Annotated in this window: 20 protein-coding genes; 16 read left to right on the top strand and 4 right to left on the bottom strand. The window is 32.2% G+C overall.

Going from position 1 to position 19,705, the window contains the following annotated elements; genetic code table 11:
• Positions 1-92 precede the first annotated feature (92 nt).
• Positions 93-2,030 (bottom strand): KUP/HAK/KT family potassium transporter, encoded by a 1,938-nt coding sequence (locus tag H510_RS0108630; protein WP_026903960.1) that lies wholly within the window; start codon positions 2,028-2,030, stop codon positions 93-95.
• A gap of 189 nt (positions 2,031-2,219) precedes the next feature.
• Here H510_RS0108630 and H510_RS19580 point away from each other — a divergent pair, with 189 nt between their 5' ends.
• The 4 genes from H510_RS19580 (at position 2,220) to bcp (ending at position 5,654) form a co-directional block, all read left to right on the top strand.
• On the top strand, positions 2,220-2,771 hold the full coding sequence (locus H510_RS19580; RefSeq protein WP_051291121.1) for a T9SS type A sorting domain-containing protein: 552 nt from the start codon (positions 2,220-2,222) through the stop codon (positions 2,769-2,771).
• 73 nt (positions 2,772-2,844) lie between these two features.
• Complete coding sequence (locus H510_RS0108620) at positions 2,845-3,456, top strand: fumarylacetoacetate hydrolase family protein (protein WP_026903959.1); 612 nt, start codon at positions 2,845-2,847, stop codon at positions 3,454-3,456.
• Between the two features lie 11 nt (positions 3,457-3,467).
• Entirely contained in the window at positions 3,468-5,177 is a 1,710-nt protein-coding gene (locus H510_RS0108615) for a M23 family metallopeptidase (protein ID WP_026903958.1), read from the top strand.
• 18 nt (positions 5,178-5,195) lie between these two features.
• The gene (bcp, locus tag H510_RS0108610) at positions 5,196-5,654 is read left to right on the top strand and encodes a thioredoxin-dependent thiol peroxidase (RefSeq protein WP_026903957.1); all 459 of its coding nucleotides are present in this window, start codon (positions 5,196-5,198) and stop codon (positions 5,652-5,654) included.
• Positions 5,655-5,696: 42 nt separating this feature from the next.
• Here the strand turns inward: bcp and H510_RS0108605 are convergent, their stop codons facing one another.
• The 3 genes from H510_RS0108605 to yihA are packed head-to-tail and all read right to left on the bottom strand — an operon-like array spanning position 5,697 to position 8,902.
• The gene (locus tag H510_RS0108605; protein WP_026903956.1) at positions 5,697-7,403 is read right to left on the bottom strand and encodes a M3 family oligoendopeptidase; all 1,707 of its coding nucleotides are present in this window, start codon (positions 7,401-7,403) and stop codon (positions 5,697-5,699) included.
• Positions 7,400-8,263 carry a UbiA-like polyprenyltransferase gene (locus H510_RS0108600; protein ID WP_026903955.1) on the bottom strand — a complete coding sequence of 288 codons (864 nt, stop codon included), beginning with the start codon at positions 8,261-8,263 and terminating at the stop codon, positions 7,400-7,402. Before H510_RS0108600 ends, H510_RS0108605 begins: the two co-directional genes overlap by 4 nt.
• A 3-nt stretch (positions 8,264-8,266) precedes the next feature.
• Positions 8,267-8,902 (bottom strand): ribosome biogenesis GTP-binding protein YihA/YsxC, encoded by a 636-nt coding sequence (yihA, locus tag H510_RS0108595; RefSeq protein WP_026903954.1) that lies wholly within the window; start codon positions 8,900-8,902, stop codon positions 8,267-8,269.
• A 205-nt stretch (positions 8,903-9,107) separates the two neighbouring features.
• Between yihA and ubiE the strand changes: the two genes are divergently transcribed.
• The 12 genes from ubiE (at position 9,108) to H510_RS0108535 (ending at position 19,650) form a co-directional block, all read left to right on the top strand.
• The gene (gene ubiE, locus H510_RS0108590; RefSeq protein ID WP_026903953.1) at positions 9,108-9,839 is read left to right on the top strand and encodes a bifunctional demethylmenaquinone methyltransferase/2-methoxy-6-polyprenyl-1,4-benzoquinol methylase UbiE; all 732 of its coding nucleotides are present in this window, start codon (positions 9,108-9,110) and stop codon (positions 9,837-9,839) included.
• Positions 9,836-10,609, top strand: coding sequence for a type IX secretion/gliding motility protein PorT/SprT (gene porT / locus H510_RS0108585; protein WP_026903952.1), 774 nt, complete (start codon positions 9,836-9,838; stop codon positions 10,607-10,609). The genes ubiE and porT overlap by 4 nt, the downstream gene beginning before the upstream one ends.
• A gap of 39 nt (positions 10,610-10,648) precedes the next feature.
• A complete protein-coding gene (locus H510_RS0108580) occupies positions 10,649-11,410 on the top strand; it encodes an SDR family oxidoreductase (protein WP_026903951.1) in 762 nt (253 codons plus the stop codon).
• A 44-nt stretch (positions 11,411-11,454) separates the two neighbouring features.
• Positions 11,455-11,904 (top strand): GatB/YqeY domain-containing protein, encoded by a 450-nt coding sequence (locus tag H510_RS0108575; protein WP_026903950.1) that lies wholly within the window; start codon positions 11,455-11,457, stop codon positions 11,902-11,904.
• 133 nt (positions 11,905-12,037) lie between these two features.
• Positions 12,038-12,802, top strand: a complete 765-nt coding sequence (locus tag H510_RS0108570; RefSeq protein ID WP_026903949.1) for an alpha/beta fold hydrolase — start codon at positions 12,038-12,040, stop codon at positions 12,800-12,802.
• Positions 12,799-13,464 (top strand): CBS domain-containing protein, encoded by a 666-nt coding sequence (locus H510_RS0108565; RefSeq protein WP_026903948.1) that lies wholly within the window; start codon positions 12,799-12,801, stop codon positions 13,462-13,464. Before H510_RS0108570 ends, H510_RS0108565 begins: the two co-directional genes overlap by 4 nt.
• Positions 13,465-13,516: 52 nt before the next feature.
• Positions 13,517-14,398, top strand: a complete 882-nt coding sequence (locus tag H510_RS0108560) for an NAD kinase (RefSeq protein ID WP_026903947.1) — start codon at positions 13,517-13,519, stop codon at positions 14,396-14,398.
• Positions 14,399-14,406: 8 nt separating this feature from the next.
• Positions 14,407-15,213 carry a type IX secretion system protein PorG gene (gene porG / locus H510_RS0108555; protein ID WP_026903946.1) on the top strand — a complete coding sequence of 269 codons (807 nt, stop codon included), beginning with the start codon at positions 14,407-14,409 and terminating at the stop codon, positions 15,211-15,213.
• Positions 15,214-15,235: 22 nt separating this feature from the next.
• The gene (locus tag H510_RS0108550; RefSeq protein WP_026903945.1) at positions 15,236-15,976 is read left to right on the top strand and encodes an undecaprenyl pyrophosphate synthase; all 741 of its coding nucleotides are present in this window, start codon (positions 15,236-15,238) and stop codon (positions 15,974-15,976) included.
• 61 nt (positions 15,977-16,037) lie between these two features.
• Positions 16,038-18,560, top strand: coding sequence for an outer membrane protein assembly factor BamA (bamA, locus tag H510_RS0108545; RefSeq protein WP_026903944.1), 2,523 nt, complete (start codon positions 16,038-16,040; stop codon positions 18,558-18,560).
• 8 nt (positions 18,561-18,568) lie between these two features.
• Complete coding sequence (locus H510_RS0108540) at positions 18,569-19,093, top strand: OmpH/Skp family outer membrane protein (RefSeq protein WP_026903943.1); 525 nt, start codon at positions 18,569-18,571, stop codon at positions 19,091-19,093.
• Positions 19,094-19,137: 44 nt separating this feature from the next.
• Positions 19,138-19,650 (top strand): OmpH/Skp family outer membrane protein, encoded by a 513-nt coding sequence (locus H510_RS0108535; protein ID WP_026903942.1) that lies wholly within the window; start codon positions 19,138-19,140, stop codon positions 19,648-19,650.
• Positions 19,651-19,705 lie beyond the last annotated feature (55 nt).

Genomic DNA, 19,705 nt, shown 5'->3' with positions numbered 1-19,705 from the left:
AAAACAGATAAAGACAAAGAATCTAGAAAAGAATATATGTAAAGAAGCTAAATTAAAAGCTCTTTAACAAAATAAATTAGAATTATATATGGCTAGTTTATTCTTGTAATATCAATCTTTTCTGTTTGCGTAACCATTAAAGGAACTTTTTCAAGCGTAACAAAACTTAAATCTAAGCCAAAACCTTTCTCTTCTGATAAGCTGACCTTTTTAAGGTTAAAATAGTATCCCATAATAAGTTTATCCCAAAAAGATAAATTATTGGCTCTAGAAAGGGTTTTTTCTAAAACTACAAATCTGAAATCGCCAACTATTTTATGTTTATTTAATGATTTGTAATGGCTAGTAATATCAACCTCATTATTTTTAACTAAGTCTTCTACAACTTTTCTAAAAAGAGTACTTATTTTTTGTTCTATTCTAAAGCCTAGTTTAAAATCTATTCTGATTAATTTACCATCTACCAAATGTTCAACTTTATATTCGCATCTGTAAGGTTCGTCTACAACATCAACATGAACAAGCCAATAAACATCTGCTCTTTTAGGTTTTTTCTGAAGGATAGAATAGATAATTTTTGATTCAATTTCTGATGGAAAATTAGCACTTGTAAGATAAACTAGTTGAGAGGCATATTTTGGGACCGATTCATCCTCACTTAATTCTTTAATGATGTCGTAATATTGCTCTATTTCAACAAATTTCAAAAATTTGTTTTTAATCTTTCTTGCAGAGTACCATGCCCACATGACAGAGAATAATATCCCACCAAGTAACACTGTAAACCAACCTCCATGAAAGAATTTAGCTAAGTTACCAATAAAAAATACTCCTTCTATACTTATATAAACTGCTAAAAATAAGACAATAACATAAATAGGATATTTCTTTTTGCTAAGATAAGTTGATAATAAAATGGTGGTCATGAGCATTGCTATGGTAATAGAAAGACCATAAGCTGCCTCCATGTGTTCGGATCTTTTAAAGTATAATACAACCACAATACAACCTAACCATAGCAACCAATTCATACTTGGTACATATAGTTGTCCTTTTTGATCTGTTGGGTAATTGATTTTAACCTTAGGCCATATATTTAACCGCACTGCTTCTGATATCAATGTAAAAGAACCAGAAATTAAAGCTTGACTTGCAATAACTGCAGCTACAGTTGCTGTGGCAATACCAAATATTAAAAACCAATCTGGCATCATTCTATAAAAAGGATTCCGATTATCTAATAGCTCATTTTGTAAGCTCATCAAATAAACTCCTTGGCCTAAATAATTTAAAACTAAGCAGCTTTTAACATAAATCCAGCTTATTCTGATATTACTTCTACCACAATGTCCTAAATCAGAATATAAGGCTTCTGCGCCTGTAGTACAAAGAAAAACAGCCCCCAAGATGGCTAATGCAGCCGGATAGTTAGCCAGTAAATTATAAGCATAATAAGGGTTGATAGCTTCAATAATATCTGGAGATTTTATCAAATAGCTTAAGCCTAGAACGCCCATCATACTAAACCAAATAAACATGATTGGCCCAAATGCTTTGCCTACTAATGAGGTTCCAAATTGTTGGATAATAAATAAACCAGTTATAATACCAATTACAATGGGAATGGTTTGTAAGCCTGGATAAAGAATTTCTAAACCTTCTATAGCTGATGAAACCGTAATAGGAGGCGTAATAATCCCATCGGCAAGTAAAGCGCAACCGCCAATAATCGCTGGTATAACCAGCCATTTAGCTTTTCTTTTAACCAAAGAGTATAGAGAGAAAATTCCGCCCTCGCCTTTATTATCAGCTTTTAAGGTAATAATTACATATTTAAGTGTTGTTTGTAAAGTTAAAGTCCAAAAAACACAACTTAAACCCCCATAAATAAGCTCTTTTGTTATTATTCTATCACCTATAATAGCTTTAAAAACATATAGTGGTGAAGTACCAATATCACCATAAATTATTCCTAAGCTAATTAAAACACCGGCAGCGGTTAATTTATTTAAATCTTTATGTGCAGACACATTTGTATGTATTAGTCGGAAACAAAAGTAACTCAACTTCTTAACAAACACAACCTTAACCGCATATTTACGTACGAGTTAAAAATCAAAAATAAATAGATGTTAAATACTGTTAAAAAAATCATGTTTTTTAACGAAGTTTAATTATTGTTATAATTTTATTTATATTTTTGAAGAGAATAATAAACAATGAAAAATAAATACTTCATCATAACGTTTATAACAGCTATCACTATTGTGCTTTACACTAGTGTGTCTTTTGCTGTAGTAAATGATATAAAAAGTATTATTGATTCTACTAAAGCCACAATCAAGTTAAAAGATAGTAGGCCAAACAGACCAACTTTTTTACCTCCTATCGCCGCAGATTTTCAATTATTTATGATAAAAGTCTCTGCAATAAAATCCATCAATACACCTGGTAAAAGTTTAACAATAAAAAATAATAAAAGTGTAAATACTAGTGTAGAAGTACAAAAACCAATAGATAATGTTAGAATTTATCCTAACCCTATTTCTACCCACATCAACATTGCTTACACGCTTAGTAAAGAGAATCAAGTAACTGTAAAGATTTTAGATGTTTTAGGTAATGAGGTAGTTACACTTTTATCTCAGAAAGTTGCTGCAGGTGAGCAATTAAATTCTTTTAACCTAAATACTAAATTAAGTAGTGGTTTGTATTTTGTTAGAGTGGTTGCTGGCTCAGAATCTATTATTAAAAGAATCTCGGTATTATAAATAAAGACTTAACTTTAAGCCCCAATTGCTAAGCAATTGGGGCTTTTTTTATTAAAAAACATTTGGATTATAAATGAAAATTATAGCTATAGGACGTAATTACGCAGAACATGCAAAAGAGTTAAATAATGCAGTGCCAGAGCAACCTGTTATTTTTATGATGCCAGATACAGCTTTATTAAAAAGTAATAAGCCATTTTATCATCCAGATTTCTCAAAAGATATTCATTACGAGGTTGAACTGGTCTTAAAAATATCTAAAGAAGGGAAACACATTGCTAAAAAATTTGCCCATAAGTACTATGAAGAAATTGGGTTAGGTATAGATTTTACAGCCCGTGATTTACAATCAGAGTTAAAATCCAAAGGCTTACCTTGGGTATTAGCTAAAGGTTTTGATAACTCTGCTCCAATAAGCGAGTTTTTACCTATCAATGCGTTTGAAGATTTAAATAATTTGGATTTTTCCTTAAAAGTTAATGACCAATTAAAGCAGCAAGGCAATACCGGCCACATGATGTTCAGCTTTGATGAAATCATCTGTTTTGTTTCACAGTATTTTACTTTAAAAAAAGGCGATTTGATTTTTACCGGAACCCCCGCAGGCGTAGGTAAAATTAATATGGGGGATAGGTTGAAAGGCTATATTGAAAATAAAGAGCTTTTAAACTTCGAGGTTAAATAATATCACTTTCTATGAGATTTTTTAGAGCAGCACTATTTGTTTTTTGTTTATTTCCTATTTCTTCTTTTTCTCAACAAGATAAACTTCCAGAAATACCACCCAATTATTTTTTAAACCCTTTAGATCTTAAACTTTTTTTATCAGGAACTTTTGGAGAAATAAGAACAAACCATTTTCATTCTGGAATTGATATTAAAACCAATCAGAGAGAAGGTTACCCGGTTTATGCCGTAGCTGATGGATATATTTCTAGACTAAGAGTGCAAATTGGAGGTTTTGGAAATGCAGTTTACATCAATCATCCAAACGGATTAACCAGTGTTTATGCTCATTTACAAAGGTTTAACAGTAAGATAAGTTTAGCAATTAAAAACTATCAATATCTAAGAGAAAGCTTTGAAGCAGATTTTCCGTTAACCCCAATAGAAATACCTGTTAAAAAGGGAGATATTATTGCTTGGTCTGGAAATACTGGTGGTTCTGCTGGGCCACACTTACATTTTGAAATTAGAAACACCAAAACCGAACAAACCATTAATCCATTGGCTTTAGGCATTAAGATACAGGATGATGTTAAACCCCAAATAAACGGATTTTACATTTATAAAATCAATCATGCTCCGTTTAATGAGTTTACTCCCAAACAATATTTCCAAACTATTGGTACAAACGGAAAATACACTTTAAATAAGGTAAGTGTAGTTAATGTCTCTGGTAAAATTGGTTTTGGTTTAGTAACACATGACTTGATGAATGGTTCTGGAAATAGAAACGGTATTTACAGTACAACAATTTGGTTAGATAACGAGAAAATTTATGAAACACAGGCAGATCAGTTTTATTTTGACCAAACTAGAGCTGTAAACGCTTATATAGATTATCCTAGTAAAATATCATCTGGCAGAGTCATAGAAAAAGGCTTTATAAGTAAAGGCGGTAAAAACAGTTTTCATAAAACTCTTGTCAATAATGGTATTATTTACTTGCAGGATAATAATATCCACGATGTTAAATATTTAGTAAAAGATGCTAATGGGAACGAAGCTGTTTTAAACTTTAAAATCAAAAGTATTGATACAAACTTACCTTCTCCTTATAAAGCTAGGGGGACACTATTTAACCACGAGCAAGAAAATACCTTTATAAAAGAAGATATAGCAATTAAATTTTTAAAAGGAACTTTTTATGATGATGTTGATTTCACATATTCAAAATCTGCTAAAACTAGTAACAGTTTGTCGCCAATACACATTATCCATAACAAATTAACTCCTTTACACCAAGCCTTTGAACTCTTGTTAAAAGTAGATTCATCATTAAATAAGATGAAAGATAAATTGGTTATCGTAAATGAAAACGGTATTTATCAAGGTGGCGAATTAACAAATGGATACATTAGAGCTTATCCAAAATCTTTCGGTAAATATTATTTAAAGGTTGATAGCATAGCTCCAAATGTAACGCCTATCAATATAGTTGATCATGCTAATTTATCTTTACAAAAAGCTATTTCTTTTAAAATAGGGGATAACCTATCTGGAATAAAGGAGTTTAAAGGCTATATCAATGGAAAATGGATTTTGATGGAATATGATTATAAAAGAGGTTTACTTTGGCATAACTTTGATGAAAGAACGGGCTTTGGCAAACATACTTTTACCTTAGTTGTTAGTGACATGAAGAAAAACACAAAAACAATTCAATTAAATTTCTTTAGATAAGCTAAAAAACAAATTAAAATGGAATTAAAAGAAGGAGATAAAGCTCCAGCATTTACATCAACAGACCAATACGGAAACTCGGTTTCTTTAAGTGATTTTATTGGAAAAAAAGTTGTTTTATATTTTTATCCAAAAGACAATACACCAGGTTGCACTGCGGAAGCTTGTGATTTTAGAGACAACTATCAAAGTTTAAAAGCCAAAGGGTTTGAAGTCTTAGGCGTAAGTACAGATGATGAAAAATCTCATAAAAAATTTGTAGATAAGTTTGAGCTCCCTTTTACTTTACTAGCAGATACCGAAAAGGATATTGTAGAAAAATACGGTGTTTGGGTTGAAAAAAGTATGTATGGTAAGAAATATATGGGGACAGATAGAAAAACTTTTGTTATCGATGAAAATGGTATCATCCAAACCATTATTGCAAAAGTAGATACCAAAAATGCTTCTGCACAGTTGTTGGCAGCAATAGCATAGATAGTTTTAAAAATAAAAGCCGATACAAAATCGGCTTTTATTTTAATCTAGCTTTTTAAGTTCGTCTTTTATGAAAGAAGCTAATTCTTTTACATAATCTGCACTAAAGTTAAACTCAATTCCTGCTGTTTTATAAATCTCTTTTATAGATTTGGTATATCCCAATTTCAAAGCTTCTAAATAATTATTTAAACCTTTTTCTGGGTTTTCTTTATAATTTTTCCAAACAGCTATGGCACCTAGCTGGGCAATGGCATATTCTATGTAATAAAAAGGAACTTCAAATATATGTAGTTGTTTTTGCCACAGATTTTCTAATGCTTCTTCGTTTTCGGTCCAATCAACAAAGTTGGCTCCAAATCTGGTGAATATTTCTTTCCATGCTTGGGTGCGTTCTTGCGTGGTATGTTCTGGGTTGGTGTAAATCCAATGCTGGAAAGCATCAACTACGGCCACCCAAGGAAGCGTTTTTAAAACATCTTTAAGCTGATATTTTTTTGCCCTTTTTAATTCTTCTGGGTCTACAAAAAACTCATCCCAATGATCCATAGAAATTAATTCCATAGACATAGAAGCTAGTTCTGCTACTTCAGAAGGGCAGTGTTTAAAATCATTTAATTCTAAATCCGCAGTAACAAAAGTATGGATGGCATGTCCACCCTCGTGTACCATGGTAGTTAAATCTCTAAAAGAACCTGCCGAGTTCATAAAAATGAAAGGAGCACCAGTTTCTGCTAAAGGATAATTATATCCACCAGGGGCCTTACCTTTCCTACTCTCCACATCAAAAAAAACATTGGCTTTCATGATTGCTAGTTTTTCGCCTAATACAGGGTTTAATTTGTTAAAACACTGGATAGATTTATCAATCAATTCTTGACCATTTTCAAAAGGTTTTAAAGCGGGTTTACCCGATGTATCAACCTCCGTATCCCAAGGTTTTAAGCTAGATAATTGAAGTGCTATTTTTCTTTCTTCTGCTTGCTCTGCTAAAATAGGCACAATCTCTTTTGCTATAGCCTCATGAAAATCAAAGCAATCTTGTGCATTGTAATCAAATCTGCCTAAAGATTCAAACATGTAATCTCTAAAATTATCAAAACCAGCATTTAAAGCTACTTGATGACGTAAAGCTTTTAGTTTGTTAAAAAGTTCGTCTAGTTTATCTTTATCTTCTAAACGACGGTGGGTTATACTTTCCCAAGCTTCTTTTCTGGTAGCTCTGTTTAAATCTTTTAAGAAATTTGAAGCTTGTTCTAAAGTGTATTCTTGTCCGTTTAAAGTTACAGACATGCTACCGGTAATAGCTTGATATTTTTGCTGTTCTACCTGAAGCTCGGTTTGTAAAGGGATGTTTTCTTCTCTAAAAAGGGCTAAAGCTTTTTTTACTCCTCTTAAGTAAATAAAGTATTTATCTTGATTTAATTGATTTAGAAATGGAGAAGCTACTAATTTTTCATTTAACTGATTGCTTAATGGCGCTATTTGAGGCTCAATCTCGGTAGCAAAATATTGAAAGCTTTTAACTAAATCTTCATTTGCGGTATCGCAAGTCATTTTGATGTAGCGCCAAGCGAAATCTTCTTCTAAAGCAGCTTCAAGCTCGCTTCTATTTTTTAGCCATGTTTCTAATTCTTCTGGAGAATTAATTTCTCTATGTAATAATTCCTGAAATAGGGGTTCTAAATTATCCCATTTAATTTCTAGATTTTCAGGAAGATAGGTTCTTTTTTTCTTTTCTATAATCATAACGAACGGTAGTAAATATCAAATAAAAAGCAAATTGCAAAAGCAACAGATGCAATGCCATTGGTAGTCATAAAGGCAAAATTTACGCGGCTTAAATCATTTGGTTTAACTAGTTGATGTTGATAAACAAGCATGCTGATGAAGATGATTAAGCCCAAATAGTATGGCCAAGAAAAATTATCAGCAGCAATAAAAATGGGTGCTATAACAAATAAAGCAGACAAAATGTGTAAAATATTACTTATCCATAAAGCTTTACTTCTGCCAAAGTAAGAGGGAATAGAGTGTAATTTTTCACCCCGGTCAAACTCTTCATCTTGTAAAGCATAAATAATATCAAAACCACTTACCCAGCATAAAACTGCTAAAGAAAACATGATTGGTAAAAGGGCAAATTCTCCGGTTACAACCAAATAAGCGCCAATTGGTGCTAATGATAAGCCTAAACCTAATACCAAATGGCATAAAGCGGTAAATCTCTTGGTAGCACTGTAGCCTAAAATAACCAGCAAAGCTATCGGCGAAAGCCAAAAACAAAGCATGTTGATAAACCATGTTGTGGCAATAAAAAGTAAGCAGTTAGCAATGGTAAAAATAAGTGCATGGGTAGCTGATATTCTCCCGGCGGGTATGTCACGCACTTTAGTTCTTGGGTTTTTAGCATCAATATCTCTATCTAAATATCTGTTAAACGCCATGGCAGCATTTCTGGCAAGTACCATACAAAGCACCATTAAAAACAACTTAAACCAAGAAAAAGAATGATTGGTAGTGTTTACAGCCAGAAAAAAGCCAATAAAGGCAAAGGGCATTGCAAAAATGGTATGTGAAAAAGTTACTAATGATAAATATTTCTTCATGCTTTATTCCTGTTCTTCTTCTTCAAAATCAAATTGTGGAGCAATAAAATTCTGATTAACCTCTTGGATAAAGTTTAATACATCTTCTTTTCCTAATTGTTTTTCTGATGATGTTAAAATCATTTGTGGTATTTCCTCAAAAAAGGCAAGCAGCGCTTTTTTAAATGCCGCCATATTTTGCTGTGATTTTACGTTAGATTGTTTATCAGCTTTTGTAAAAAGCAATATAAAAGGTATGCTTCTTTCTCCTAACCAGCAGCAAAATTCTATATCAATTTTCTGAGGTTCAAGCCTACTATCTATCAAAACAAAAACACATTGTAAGCTTTCTCTTTTTTCTAGATAGTTTCTGATAAATTTAGCCCACTCTTTTCTGTTGCTTTTAGAACTTTTGGCGTAACCATAGCCGGGTAAATCAACCACATACCAATTTTTGTTAACCAAAAAATGATTTATTAATTGAGTTTTGCCAGGCTTTTGCGATGTTTTAGCTAAGCCTTTTGCATTTAATAACATGTTAATGAGCGATGATTTACCCACGTTAGAACGACCAATAAAAGCATATTCTGGCAATATTGGTGGTGGTAGCTTGCTTATTTTGGTATTACTAACAGTAAATTCTGCCGATTTTATAATCATCCTGTAAAGGTAAGGTTTAGTTTTTTAGTTCAATATATCCTGTTTATTTATTAGTGCTTTGCTGTATAAATTTAATAAGTTATGATTTTACTGAACAAAACACTTGAGTTTGAGGTTTAAATTACCGAGTATGGTAAGGCAACTTATAAATCATCGTTTAAAAAAATCTTAGCTCGTAAAATATATTTTATCTTTGTGCACAATAATGGCAGAAAACGTAACCCCATATAAAAATCAGCAGGCTACAAAAAAAGAGCAAGTAGCCACCATGTTTAATAATATATCTAAGACTTATGATTTTTTAAATCATTTCTTGTCTTTAGGGATAGATATTATCTGGAGAAAAAAAGCAATAAAAGAGCTTTTAAAAGATCAGCCACAGTATATTTTAGATGTAGCAACAGGTACCGGAGATTTTGCTTTTGAGGCTTTAGATATTTTAAAACCTAAAAAAATTATTGGTGTAGATATTTCTCAAGGGATGCTTAACATTGCGGATGAGAAAATTATCAAAAGAAATAAAAGCGAAGTTTTTGAGGTAAGACTTGGAGATTCTGAAAAACTTTTATTTGATGACCATACTTTTGATGCTGTAACAGTTGCTTACGGAGTTAGAAATTTTGAAAATCTGGAAAAAGGTGTTGCCGATATGCTAAGGGTTTTAAAACCAGGTGGTAAAGCCGTTATCTTAGAGTTTTCTAAGCCCAAGGCATTCCCTATAAAACAATTATATAATTTTTATTTTCATTATATCACCCCAACAATCGGTAAGATTTTCTCTAAAGATGCTAGTGCTTATAGCTATTTACCAGAATCTGTAGAAGCTTTTCCTGATGGAAGCAGATTTACAGATTTGATGAAAAAAGTTGGCTACAAAGATACCAAATGTCGTCCTTTAGCGTTTGGCATTTGTTCTATTTACACAGGCGTTAAATGATAAAAAGTTTATCAGTTCTATTATTAACCATTTTTTTTGCAATTGGTGCGCAAGCACAAGGTAATTGGGGTGGTGGGGTAGATGATGAAACCTTACATTTTGGCTTTACTTTTCAATATATTCAATCAGAATATAAAATACAAAAAGGTTTAAATTGGCGTGATAATATTACAGAACCAGCAGATATTGCAAGTACACCGCCAATTACAGAACGTTTAAACAGTGTTAGTTCTAGTTTAAATCCTGGCTTTGGTATTGGTTTATTGGCTAATTTATATGTAACCAAACATCTGGATTTAAGATTTACACCTACCTTAATTTTTGCCGATAGGGTTATAGATTACGAATTTGAGAGTGGAAACAAGTATGAGCAAGAAACTGTAGAATCACCAGAAGGGTTTACCAGAAGAGCAGTATCTTCTACGATGATAGATTTCCCCTTATTAATAAAATTAAAATCTGATAGAAAAGGCAACTTTAGAGCTTATCTTATAGGTGGGTTAAAATACGGGTATGATATTGGTGCAAAAAAAAATGCCGATGATGCTGATAATACCTATTTCAATAAACTTCTTAAAAACCAACAAGGTATACTTTCCTACGAAGCCGGTTTAGGTTTCGATTTGTATTTTGAGTTTTTTAAGCTATCACCTGAAATAAAAATTTCTAATTCTATAAATAGTGTTTTACGCAGAGGAGAAGATCCATATTCTACCCCTTTAGACAAACTTTTTTTAAGAAACTTTATTTTTAGTTTATATTTCGAGTAAGAGCCATATTTTAAATCATATTTTCGCAAAAAATAAGCTATGTCTAAAATTGTGTTGATAACAGGTGCTACATCAGGTATTGGTGAGGCTTGTGCAAAAGCTTTTGCAGCACTTAATTATAAAATCATCATTACAGGAAGAAGAAAAGATAAATTAGAAAATCTAACACAAAGTCTCGAACAAAATTTTGGAATACAAGTTATAGCTCTAAATTTTGATGTTAGAGACTGCAAAGCCGTTACTCAACATTTACATGATTTACCAAACGAATGGCGAAATATTGATATTTTAATTAATAATGCAGGTTTAAGCCAAGGTTTAGACCCTATACATAAAGGGAGTTTAACAGATTGGGACACTATGATAGATACCAATATTAAAGGACTGTTGTATGTTTCAAAAATAGTTTCTTCTTGGATGGTAAACAGAAAATCGGGTCATATCATAAACTTGGGTTCAATTGCCGGAAAAGAAGTTTATGCCAATGGAAATGTCTACTGTGCTACCAAACACGCTGTTGATGCGCTTAACAAAGCTATGCGAATTGATTTATTACCTCATGGTATAAAAGTGAGTGCAATACATCCGGGTGCTGTGGAAACAGAGTTTTCTGTAGTAAGATTTCATGGCGACGAAGAAAAAGCAGCTAAAGTTTATGAAGGTTATGAACCCTTGCTAGCTAAAGATATTGCAGAAACCATAGTTTTTATAGCTACAAGGCCAGCACATGTTAATATTAATGATTTAGTGATTATGCCAACTTCACAAGCAAGTACTAGTCATCATCTAAAAAATAATTAATTTAGTTTTTAATTTCAACAAAGAAGGTTTTAATCCTCATTATTATGTCTTTAGAAAATACCATTAATCAAGATATTAAAGCTGCTATGTTAGCTAAAAATGAAGCTCAGTTAAGAGCTTTAAGAGCTATAAAATCAGCTCTTTTATTAGCCAAAACAGAGAAAGGAGCTTCATCTGAAATAACAGAAGAAGCAGAAGTTAAAGTTTTACAGAAGCTAGTAAAGCAAAGAAAAGAATCGGCCGATATTTATAAAAGTCAAAACAGAGAAGATTTATATCAAATTGAGGCAGAGGAGATTGAAGTGATTGAGCATTATTTACCAAAACAATTGTCCACAGAAGAATTAAATGCTTATATAAAGCAATTGATAGAGAAATTAAATATAACTTCTGTAAAAGAAATGGGGAAAATAATGGGGATTGCCAGTAAAGAACTTTTTGGTAAAGCAGATGGAAAAGCGATATCAGCGTGTATCAAAAATCTTTTATCTTAAATTTTAATAAAATAGTTCTTTAGTGAACCGCTTAAAATATTAATTTTATAAACATTTAATAAGGTTTTGTACCCAAATTAAAAACAGACTACTATTTTAGCAGCTGATATAAATTATCGAGATATATTTTTTTATGGAGTTCACAATTAAAGAAGAAAACGGTTTCAAATATATAGAGGAAGGAGAAGGAGAGGTTTTATTGTTGCTCCATGGTTTAATGGGGGCTTTAAGTAACTGGGAAGAAGTTATCTTAGAGTTTAAAGGCAGATACCGAGTAGTTATCCCTATGTTACCCATTTATGATTTACCATTACTTACCACCGGGGTAAAAAGTTTGGCTAAGTTTGTGCACAAATTTGTGAAGTATAAGAAATTTCAAAACATGATTGTTTTAGGGAATTCTTTAGGGGGGCATGTTGGTTTAGTTTTTGTTACCTCACATCCAGAATTTGTTAAAGCATTGGTTTTAACAGGAAGTTCTGGTTTATATGAAAACTCTTTTGGTGGCTCGTTTCCTAAAAGAGAAAATTACGATTTTATAAAAGAAAAAGTTGAATTTACTTTTTACAATCCAGCTACAGCAACCAAAGCATTGGTTGATGAAGTTTTTGAAACCGTAAACGATAGAAATAAAGTTATCAGGATTTTAGCTATGGCTAAATCAGCAATCAGGCACAACATGTCTAAAGATTTGCACAAAATAAAACTTCCAGTTGCTTTAATTTGGGGTAAAAATGACAGAATTACCCCACCAGAAGTAGCAGAAGAGTTTCACAATTTATTGCCAAATTCTGAGTTATACTGGATAGATCAATGCGGCCATGCCCCAATGATGGAACAGCCAGCAGAATTTAATCAGATTTTAAATAAAGTTTTAGAAAAGATAGAAAATCAATGATTGCAGCGCAGCTCATATCAGATGCGATACCACCCATAAAAACTTCTGATAGCATTCAGAAAGTTGAAGATCGCATGGCAGAGTTTAGGCTAAATCACTTGCCCATTGTAAATGAAACTCAATTTTTAGGTTTAATTTCTGATGAAGACATTATAGAAATCCCTGATTATGATACAACCGTAGGAAACTTAAACTTATCTTTAATAAATCCTTTTGTTTATGAAGATCAACATATTTACGAAGTTATCAGGCTGTTTTATGAGCAAAAATTAACTGCTGTGCCTGTTTTAGATAGTAGCATGAATTATTTAGGATTAATCTCTATCAATACTTTAACAACTTATTTTGCGAAAATTACTTCTGTAGCAGATCCTGGTGGAATTATCATCTTAGAAATCAGTAACCGCAACAATTCTTTATCGCATATTGCACAAATTGTAGAATCTAATAATGCACAAATCTTAAGCTCTTATATAGATACCGTTGCCAATTCTACAAAATTAGAAATTACCATAAAAGTTAATAAAACGGATATAAGCCCAATAATTGCATCTTTTTTAAGATATGATTATACCATAAAAGCTACTTTTAATCATTTGCAGCGAGATAATGACGCTAAAGATCGTTTTGATTCTTTGATGAATTATTTAAGTTTTGATTGATATAAGCTGATAAGAAATTAATCCTCATCCACTGATATAAAAATATAAAGTAATGACCATTGGAATTTACGGTAGACAATTTAATAACTCGGTTTTACCCTATGTACAGCAGGTTTTTGATTGTTTGGTACAGCATGAGGTTGATGTTTTTGTTTATCAAGATTTTTTTGAATTCGTAAAAGATAAATTATTCTTACCCAAACAATTTGGTACATTTAAAACCCATACAGACATCAAAAACAAGGTAGATGTTATGATAAGCCTTGGTGGTGATGGAACCATGTTAGATACTGTAACTTTTGTTAGGGATTCTGGAATTCCGATGGTAGGGATAAACTTTGGCAGACTGGGCTTTTTGGCAAGTGTAAGTAAAGAAGGAATTAAGACAGCTATAGAAGGTCTTATTCATCATAAATTTACGTTAGATGTAAGACGCTTACTCAAAGTAGAATCAAACCAAAATCTGTTTCAAGACCTTAATTTTGCACTTAACGATTTAACCATTCATAAAAGGGATAATTCTGCCATGATGCTTATTCATTGTTATCAAGATGGCGAATTTTTAAACTCATACTGGGCCGATGGTTTAATTGTAGCTACACCAACCGGTTCTACAGCTTATTCTTTAAGTTGTGGCGGCCCAATTGTGTTTCCTCGATCTGGAAATATGGTAATAACACCTATATCTCCGCATAATCTTAACGTAAGACCTGTGGTTTTATCAGATGCTCATACCTTAACTTTTGAAATTGAAGGTAGAAGCTCTAAGTATTTGATAACCTGCGACTCTAGGACAGAAATAGTAGATTCATCTATCAGGATAAGTGTTAAAAGAGCTGATTTTGATATCAACCTTGTAAGGTTAAACAATGAAACTTATTTATCAACGTTAAGAAACAAATTACTTTGGGGAATAGACACCAGAAACTACTAAATCTTTAAATGATTAAATCCTTTTGGCTTACATTTTTTCTTTACGGAATAAGTACTTTTAAGCTTTTCTCTCAAACTTGGGAGCTAGGAATAAGTGCCGGGGGTATGGCCTATCAAGGAGACTTAAATCAACATAAATTTTATAAATTTAATAACTTGGGTTTAGGTGGCTCGGTAAAAAGAAATTTTGATGGTTACTGGTCTTTAAAGTTTTCAATCCTGAGTGGAAGAATCAGTGCAAATGATGCTCAGTCAAACTTTGAACAAGATCGGGAAAGAAATTTAAATTTTTTTTCAAACATTACCGAAGGAAGTCTATTGGTAGAATTTAACTTCTTTGATTACGGCTTTAACTTTGGTCAATCAAGAATTACACCTTTTATATTTACTGGAGTATCTGCATTTGCTTTTAATCCTAAAACCAATTTAAATGGAAGAGAAGTTGAATTAAAATTATTCAATACAGAAGGACAGCCTGGAGATATAGCATATAAAACAATTGCAACAGCTATTCCTTTAGGAGCTGGTGTAAAGTATAGAATTAATGAGAAACTTAATCTAGCAGCAGAGTTTGGCTTTAGAAAAGCCAATACAGACTATTTAGATGATGTGAGCCAGAGATACCCAAATATACCTTATGGTACCGATAGGGCCGCACTTGCAGACCGTTCACTAGGGCAAAACAAGTTAGGTAACCCTGCCACCCCGGATGTAAAAGGTATACAAAGAGGCGATTTTAGAAAAAACGATACTTTCCTATTTGCGGGTATTACCTTATCTTATACCTTTGTGCGTCAAAATTGTCCGTTGTTTTAGTTAAAATATCTTACACAAATAGATGAGTTTCAGAAATCAAATTAACGTTTCTAAATTACCAGACCATGTTGCCATCATTATGGATGGAAACGGTAGATGGGCAAAAGAGCAAGGGAAATTAAGAGTATTTGGGCATAAAAATGGTGTTTTAGCCGTTAGAGATACCGTAGAAGGTGCAGCAGAGTTGGGTATAAAAAATCTAACCCTTTATGCTTTTTCTACTGAGAACTGGAACAGACCAAAATTAGAAGTTACCGCTTTAATGGAGCTTTTGGTAAGTACCATTAATAAAGAAACTAAAACCTTAATGGAAAATAATGTAAGATTGAATGCCATAGGAAACTTAGAAGCTTTACCATCAAGATGTTATAAAGAACTAAAAGAAGCTATGGAAAAAACTGCTGGTAATACACGTTTAACCTTAACCCTAGCGTTATCTTACAGTTCTAGATGGGAAATTACACAAGCATCAAAAAAAATTGCTGCTGATGTTGTAGCAGGTAATATAAAAGAAGAGGATATAACAGAAGCTTTGTTTTCATCTTATCTTTCTACGCATCAATTACCTGATCCAGAATTAATGATAAGAACCAGCGGAGAACATAGAATTAGTAATTATTTGCTTTGGCAATTGGCTTACGCCGAATTATATTTTACCAACAAGCTTTGGCCAGATTTTAGGCGAGAAGACCTATTTGAAGCCATTTTTAATTATCAACAAAGAGAAAGAAGGTTCGGTTTAACAAGCGAACAAATTAGCTAAATTTTACTTTTAACAAATTTTAACAAAGAATAAAGTTAATTTAGCCACGATACGTAAATAAATGAAGAAATTATTTTTAGCCATTATATTCATCAATCTTTGTTTTTCTGGATTTGCACAACTACGTCCGTCTTCAAGAAATAACACTCCAAAAGCCTCAGATGATGAAATAGGATACCTTAATCCAAAAGAATACACTATTGCAGGTATTAAAATCAACGGTGTAAATTACTTGGATACCGCTGTTTTGCTTACCATTTCTAAATTGGCTGTTGGCGATAGAATTATGGTGCCAGGTGAAGCTACCTCTGCCGCAGTAAAAAACCTATGGGATCAGCGTTTGTTTGAAGACATAGAACTTTCTATAGCAAAAATTCAAGGAGACTCTGTTTATTTTGATCTTAATTTAGTGGAAGTACCTCGTGTATCATCTATTAAATTATCCGGTTTAACAAAATCAGAAACTACAGAAATTCAAGAAAAGCTCAATAATCAAAAAAGTAAAGTAGTTAATGAAAATTTAAATAAAACCATTAATGCTATTATAAAAAAGCACTTTTTTGAAAAAGGTTACCTCAATACAGAAATAGATATTACCTATAAAGCAGATACTTCTGATGCTAATAGTAAAATTGTTAATGTTAAAGTTGATAAGAATAATAAAGTAAAAGTAAATGCGATCAATATAGAAGGTAATAAAGAATTTTCTGATGCTAAGCTTAAGAAATTCATGAAAAAAACACATGAACAAGCATGGTATAAAGTTTTTGGTTCTGGTAAATTTATTCAGGAAAAGTACGAAGAAGATAAAGATAAGCTGGTAGCCAAGATGCGAGAAAAAGGTTATCGCGAAGCAGAAATCGTTTCTGATACCATTTATCCGCACAATAAAAAGTCTATCAATATAGACATGAAGGTACACGAAGGACCTAAATATTATTTTGGGGATATAACTTTTGTGGGTAATGCAAAGTATCCTACATCTGTTTTAAAACAAGTTTTAAAAATTGAAAAAGGAGAAGTTTTTAGCGAAGAAAAATTAGAAAAAACTTTACGTTCTAGCCCTAATAGTGATGATGTTTCTTCTCTTTATTTAAATGATGGTTACTTAACTTTTAACGTAGACCCGGTACAAACAAAAATCTATAATGATACCATTGACTTGGAAATCAGAATATTTGAAGGTCCGCAGTATACCATCAATAAAATTATTTTAAAAGGTAATGAGCTTACCAATGACCAAGTAGTTTTAAGAGAGATTAGAACAAAACCTGGTCAGAAATTTTCTAAAGACGCATTAATTCGTTCGCAAAGACAAATTACTCAATTAGGTAATTTTGATGAGCAAAAAGTAGATATTAAGCCAATACCTAACCCGGCAGATGGTACAGTAGATATCCAATATACAGTAGTAGAAAAACCATCAGACCAGATAGAACTTTCTGGAGGTTTTGGCGGTGGCAGGGTAGTTGGTACCTTGGGTTTAACTTTCAATAACTTCTCGGCAAAGAATTTATTCAATTTAAAAGCTTATAAACCATTACCAAAAGGAGATGGGCAAAAACTAAGCATTAGAGGGCAAACCAATGGTAAATTTTACCAATCCTACAGTTTCTCATTTTCTGAGCCTTGGTTTGGAGGTAAAAAACCTATTTATTTTGGTATAAGTGCATTTACATCTTTACAAAGTAATGGTTTAGCTAATTCTAACCCAATTCAGCAAAAAATACGTCTAAATGGTTTAACATTTAGTTTAGGTAAGCAGTTGAAATGGCCAGATGACTTCTTTAGGGTAGATTATTCTGCCAACTTACAACAATTTAAATTAAAGAACTATGCAGGTTATTTGTTTGAAAACGGAGATTCTTACGATTTAAGTTTGTCGCAAGTTTTCAGCAGAAACTCTATCGATGCACCTATATTCCCAACATCAGGTTCAAATATTAAATTTACTGTACAAGCTACTTTACCTTACTCATCTTTTAACGGTAAAAATTACGATAACTTAGCTACTTCAGATAAATATAAATTTACAGAATACCACAAGTGGAAGTTCGAGTCTCAATTTTTCCAAAGAGTTTATGGTAAAATGATATTAAAAGCACAAGCACAATTTGGTTTCATTGGCTTTTATAACAAAGCAGTTGGGCAAGCACCATTCGGAAGGTTTAGATTGGGTGGAGATGGTTTACAAGGCTTCGACTTTTTACAAGGGTCTGAAGTTATCGGCTTAAGAGGTTATGCCAATAACTCGGTAGTACCAGAAGGGGCTGTAACAACCGCTGGTAGCCCTATTTTTAATAAATATGTGTTAGAGTTAAGACATCCTATTACTTTAAGCGAATCTGCTCAGGTTTTTGCCTTAGCATTTATGGAGGGTGGTAACACTTGGAATAGATTTGCAGACTTTAATCCATTTAACGTAAAAAGATCTGTAGGTGTTGGTGCCAGAATATTCTTACCTATATTTGGTTTATTGGGTATAGATTATGGTTACGGTTTTGATAGAATCATTGGAAATAGCGAAGCAAATAAAGGGCAATTTCACTTTAGTATAGCACAACAATTAGGAGGATTTAACTAATTAAAATCATGAGATATATAATATCTGTTTTATTAATCGTTATAAGTAGCGTTGGAGCTTTTGCACAACGTTTAGCTTATGTAAATTCAGACTATATATTAAAACATGTTCCAGAGTATTCATCGGCACAAAAACAGCTTGATGGTTTATCAGAACAGTGGCAAAAAGAAATTGATAAAAAGTTTCAGGAAGTAGAAACCTTAAATAAAGCTTATTTAGCAGATCAGGTTTTATTAACCGATGAAATGCGTAACAAGCGAGAAGAAGAAATCAAAGCAAAAGAACAAGAAGCTACAGAGCTACAGCAAAAACGCTTTGGCTTTGAAGGAGAGCTTTATCAACAAAGATTAAAATTAATCAAACCCATTCAAGAAAAAATAGGAAAAGCAATTGAAGAATATGCAGCCAGGGAAGGATTAGATATGATATTAGACAAAGCTTCTGTAACCATGCTTTTTGCTAGGCCCAATTTTGATCGAAGTAATGATATTATAACAAGATTAGGATATAAGCCAGGTTCATTTGCTAAATAGGAAAATTTATTATAAACTCGTAAAAACAAAAAATACAAATAGAAATGAAAAGATTATTTAAGATTGCGTTAGTAGCAGGATGTTTATTTTTTGCTGGGAATGTGGCTAATGCACAACAGAAAATTGCTTATATCAATTCCGCAGAGCTTATTAAAGCTATGCCAGAAGTAGCAACAGCAGACAAACAATTAGAAACGTATAAAACCACCTTAGATACAGACGGTAAAACAATGTATTCAGAGTATCAAGCTAAAGTTCAAGATTATCAATCTAAAGAAAAAACTTTAAGCGATGCTATGAAAGAGATGAAAATTAAAGAAATTCAAGACTTAGAGAAAAGAATTCAAGAGTTTCAACAAAAAGCCGGCGAAAATTTTGAGAAAAAAAGAGGTGAGTTATACGATCCAATTCTTAAAAAAGCAGAAGATGCTGTAAAAGCGGTAGCTAAAGAAAAAGGTTATGCTTATGTTTTTGATACAACCCAACCAGGTATTGTTTACTTTGATGGTGGTATCAATATCATTGCAGATGTTAAAACAAAATTAGGTTTAAAATAATATTGCTTTAAGCACTGTAAAACGTCTAAATGCGAAGCCAATTTATAAGGCTTCG

Origin of the sequence: Pedobacter glucosidilyticus DSM 23534 (assembly GCF_000425145.1) — a bacterium.
In the GTDB taxonomy this organism is placed as follows: domain Bacteria; phylum Bacteroidota; class Bacteroidia; order Sphingobacteriales; family Sphingobacteriaceae; genus Pseudopedobacter; species Pseudopedobacter glucosidilyticus.
The sequence above is the reverse complement of the archived record's forward strand: the minus strand, read 5'-3'. Positions and strand labels throughout refer to the sequence as shown.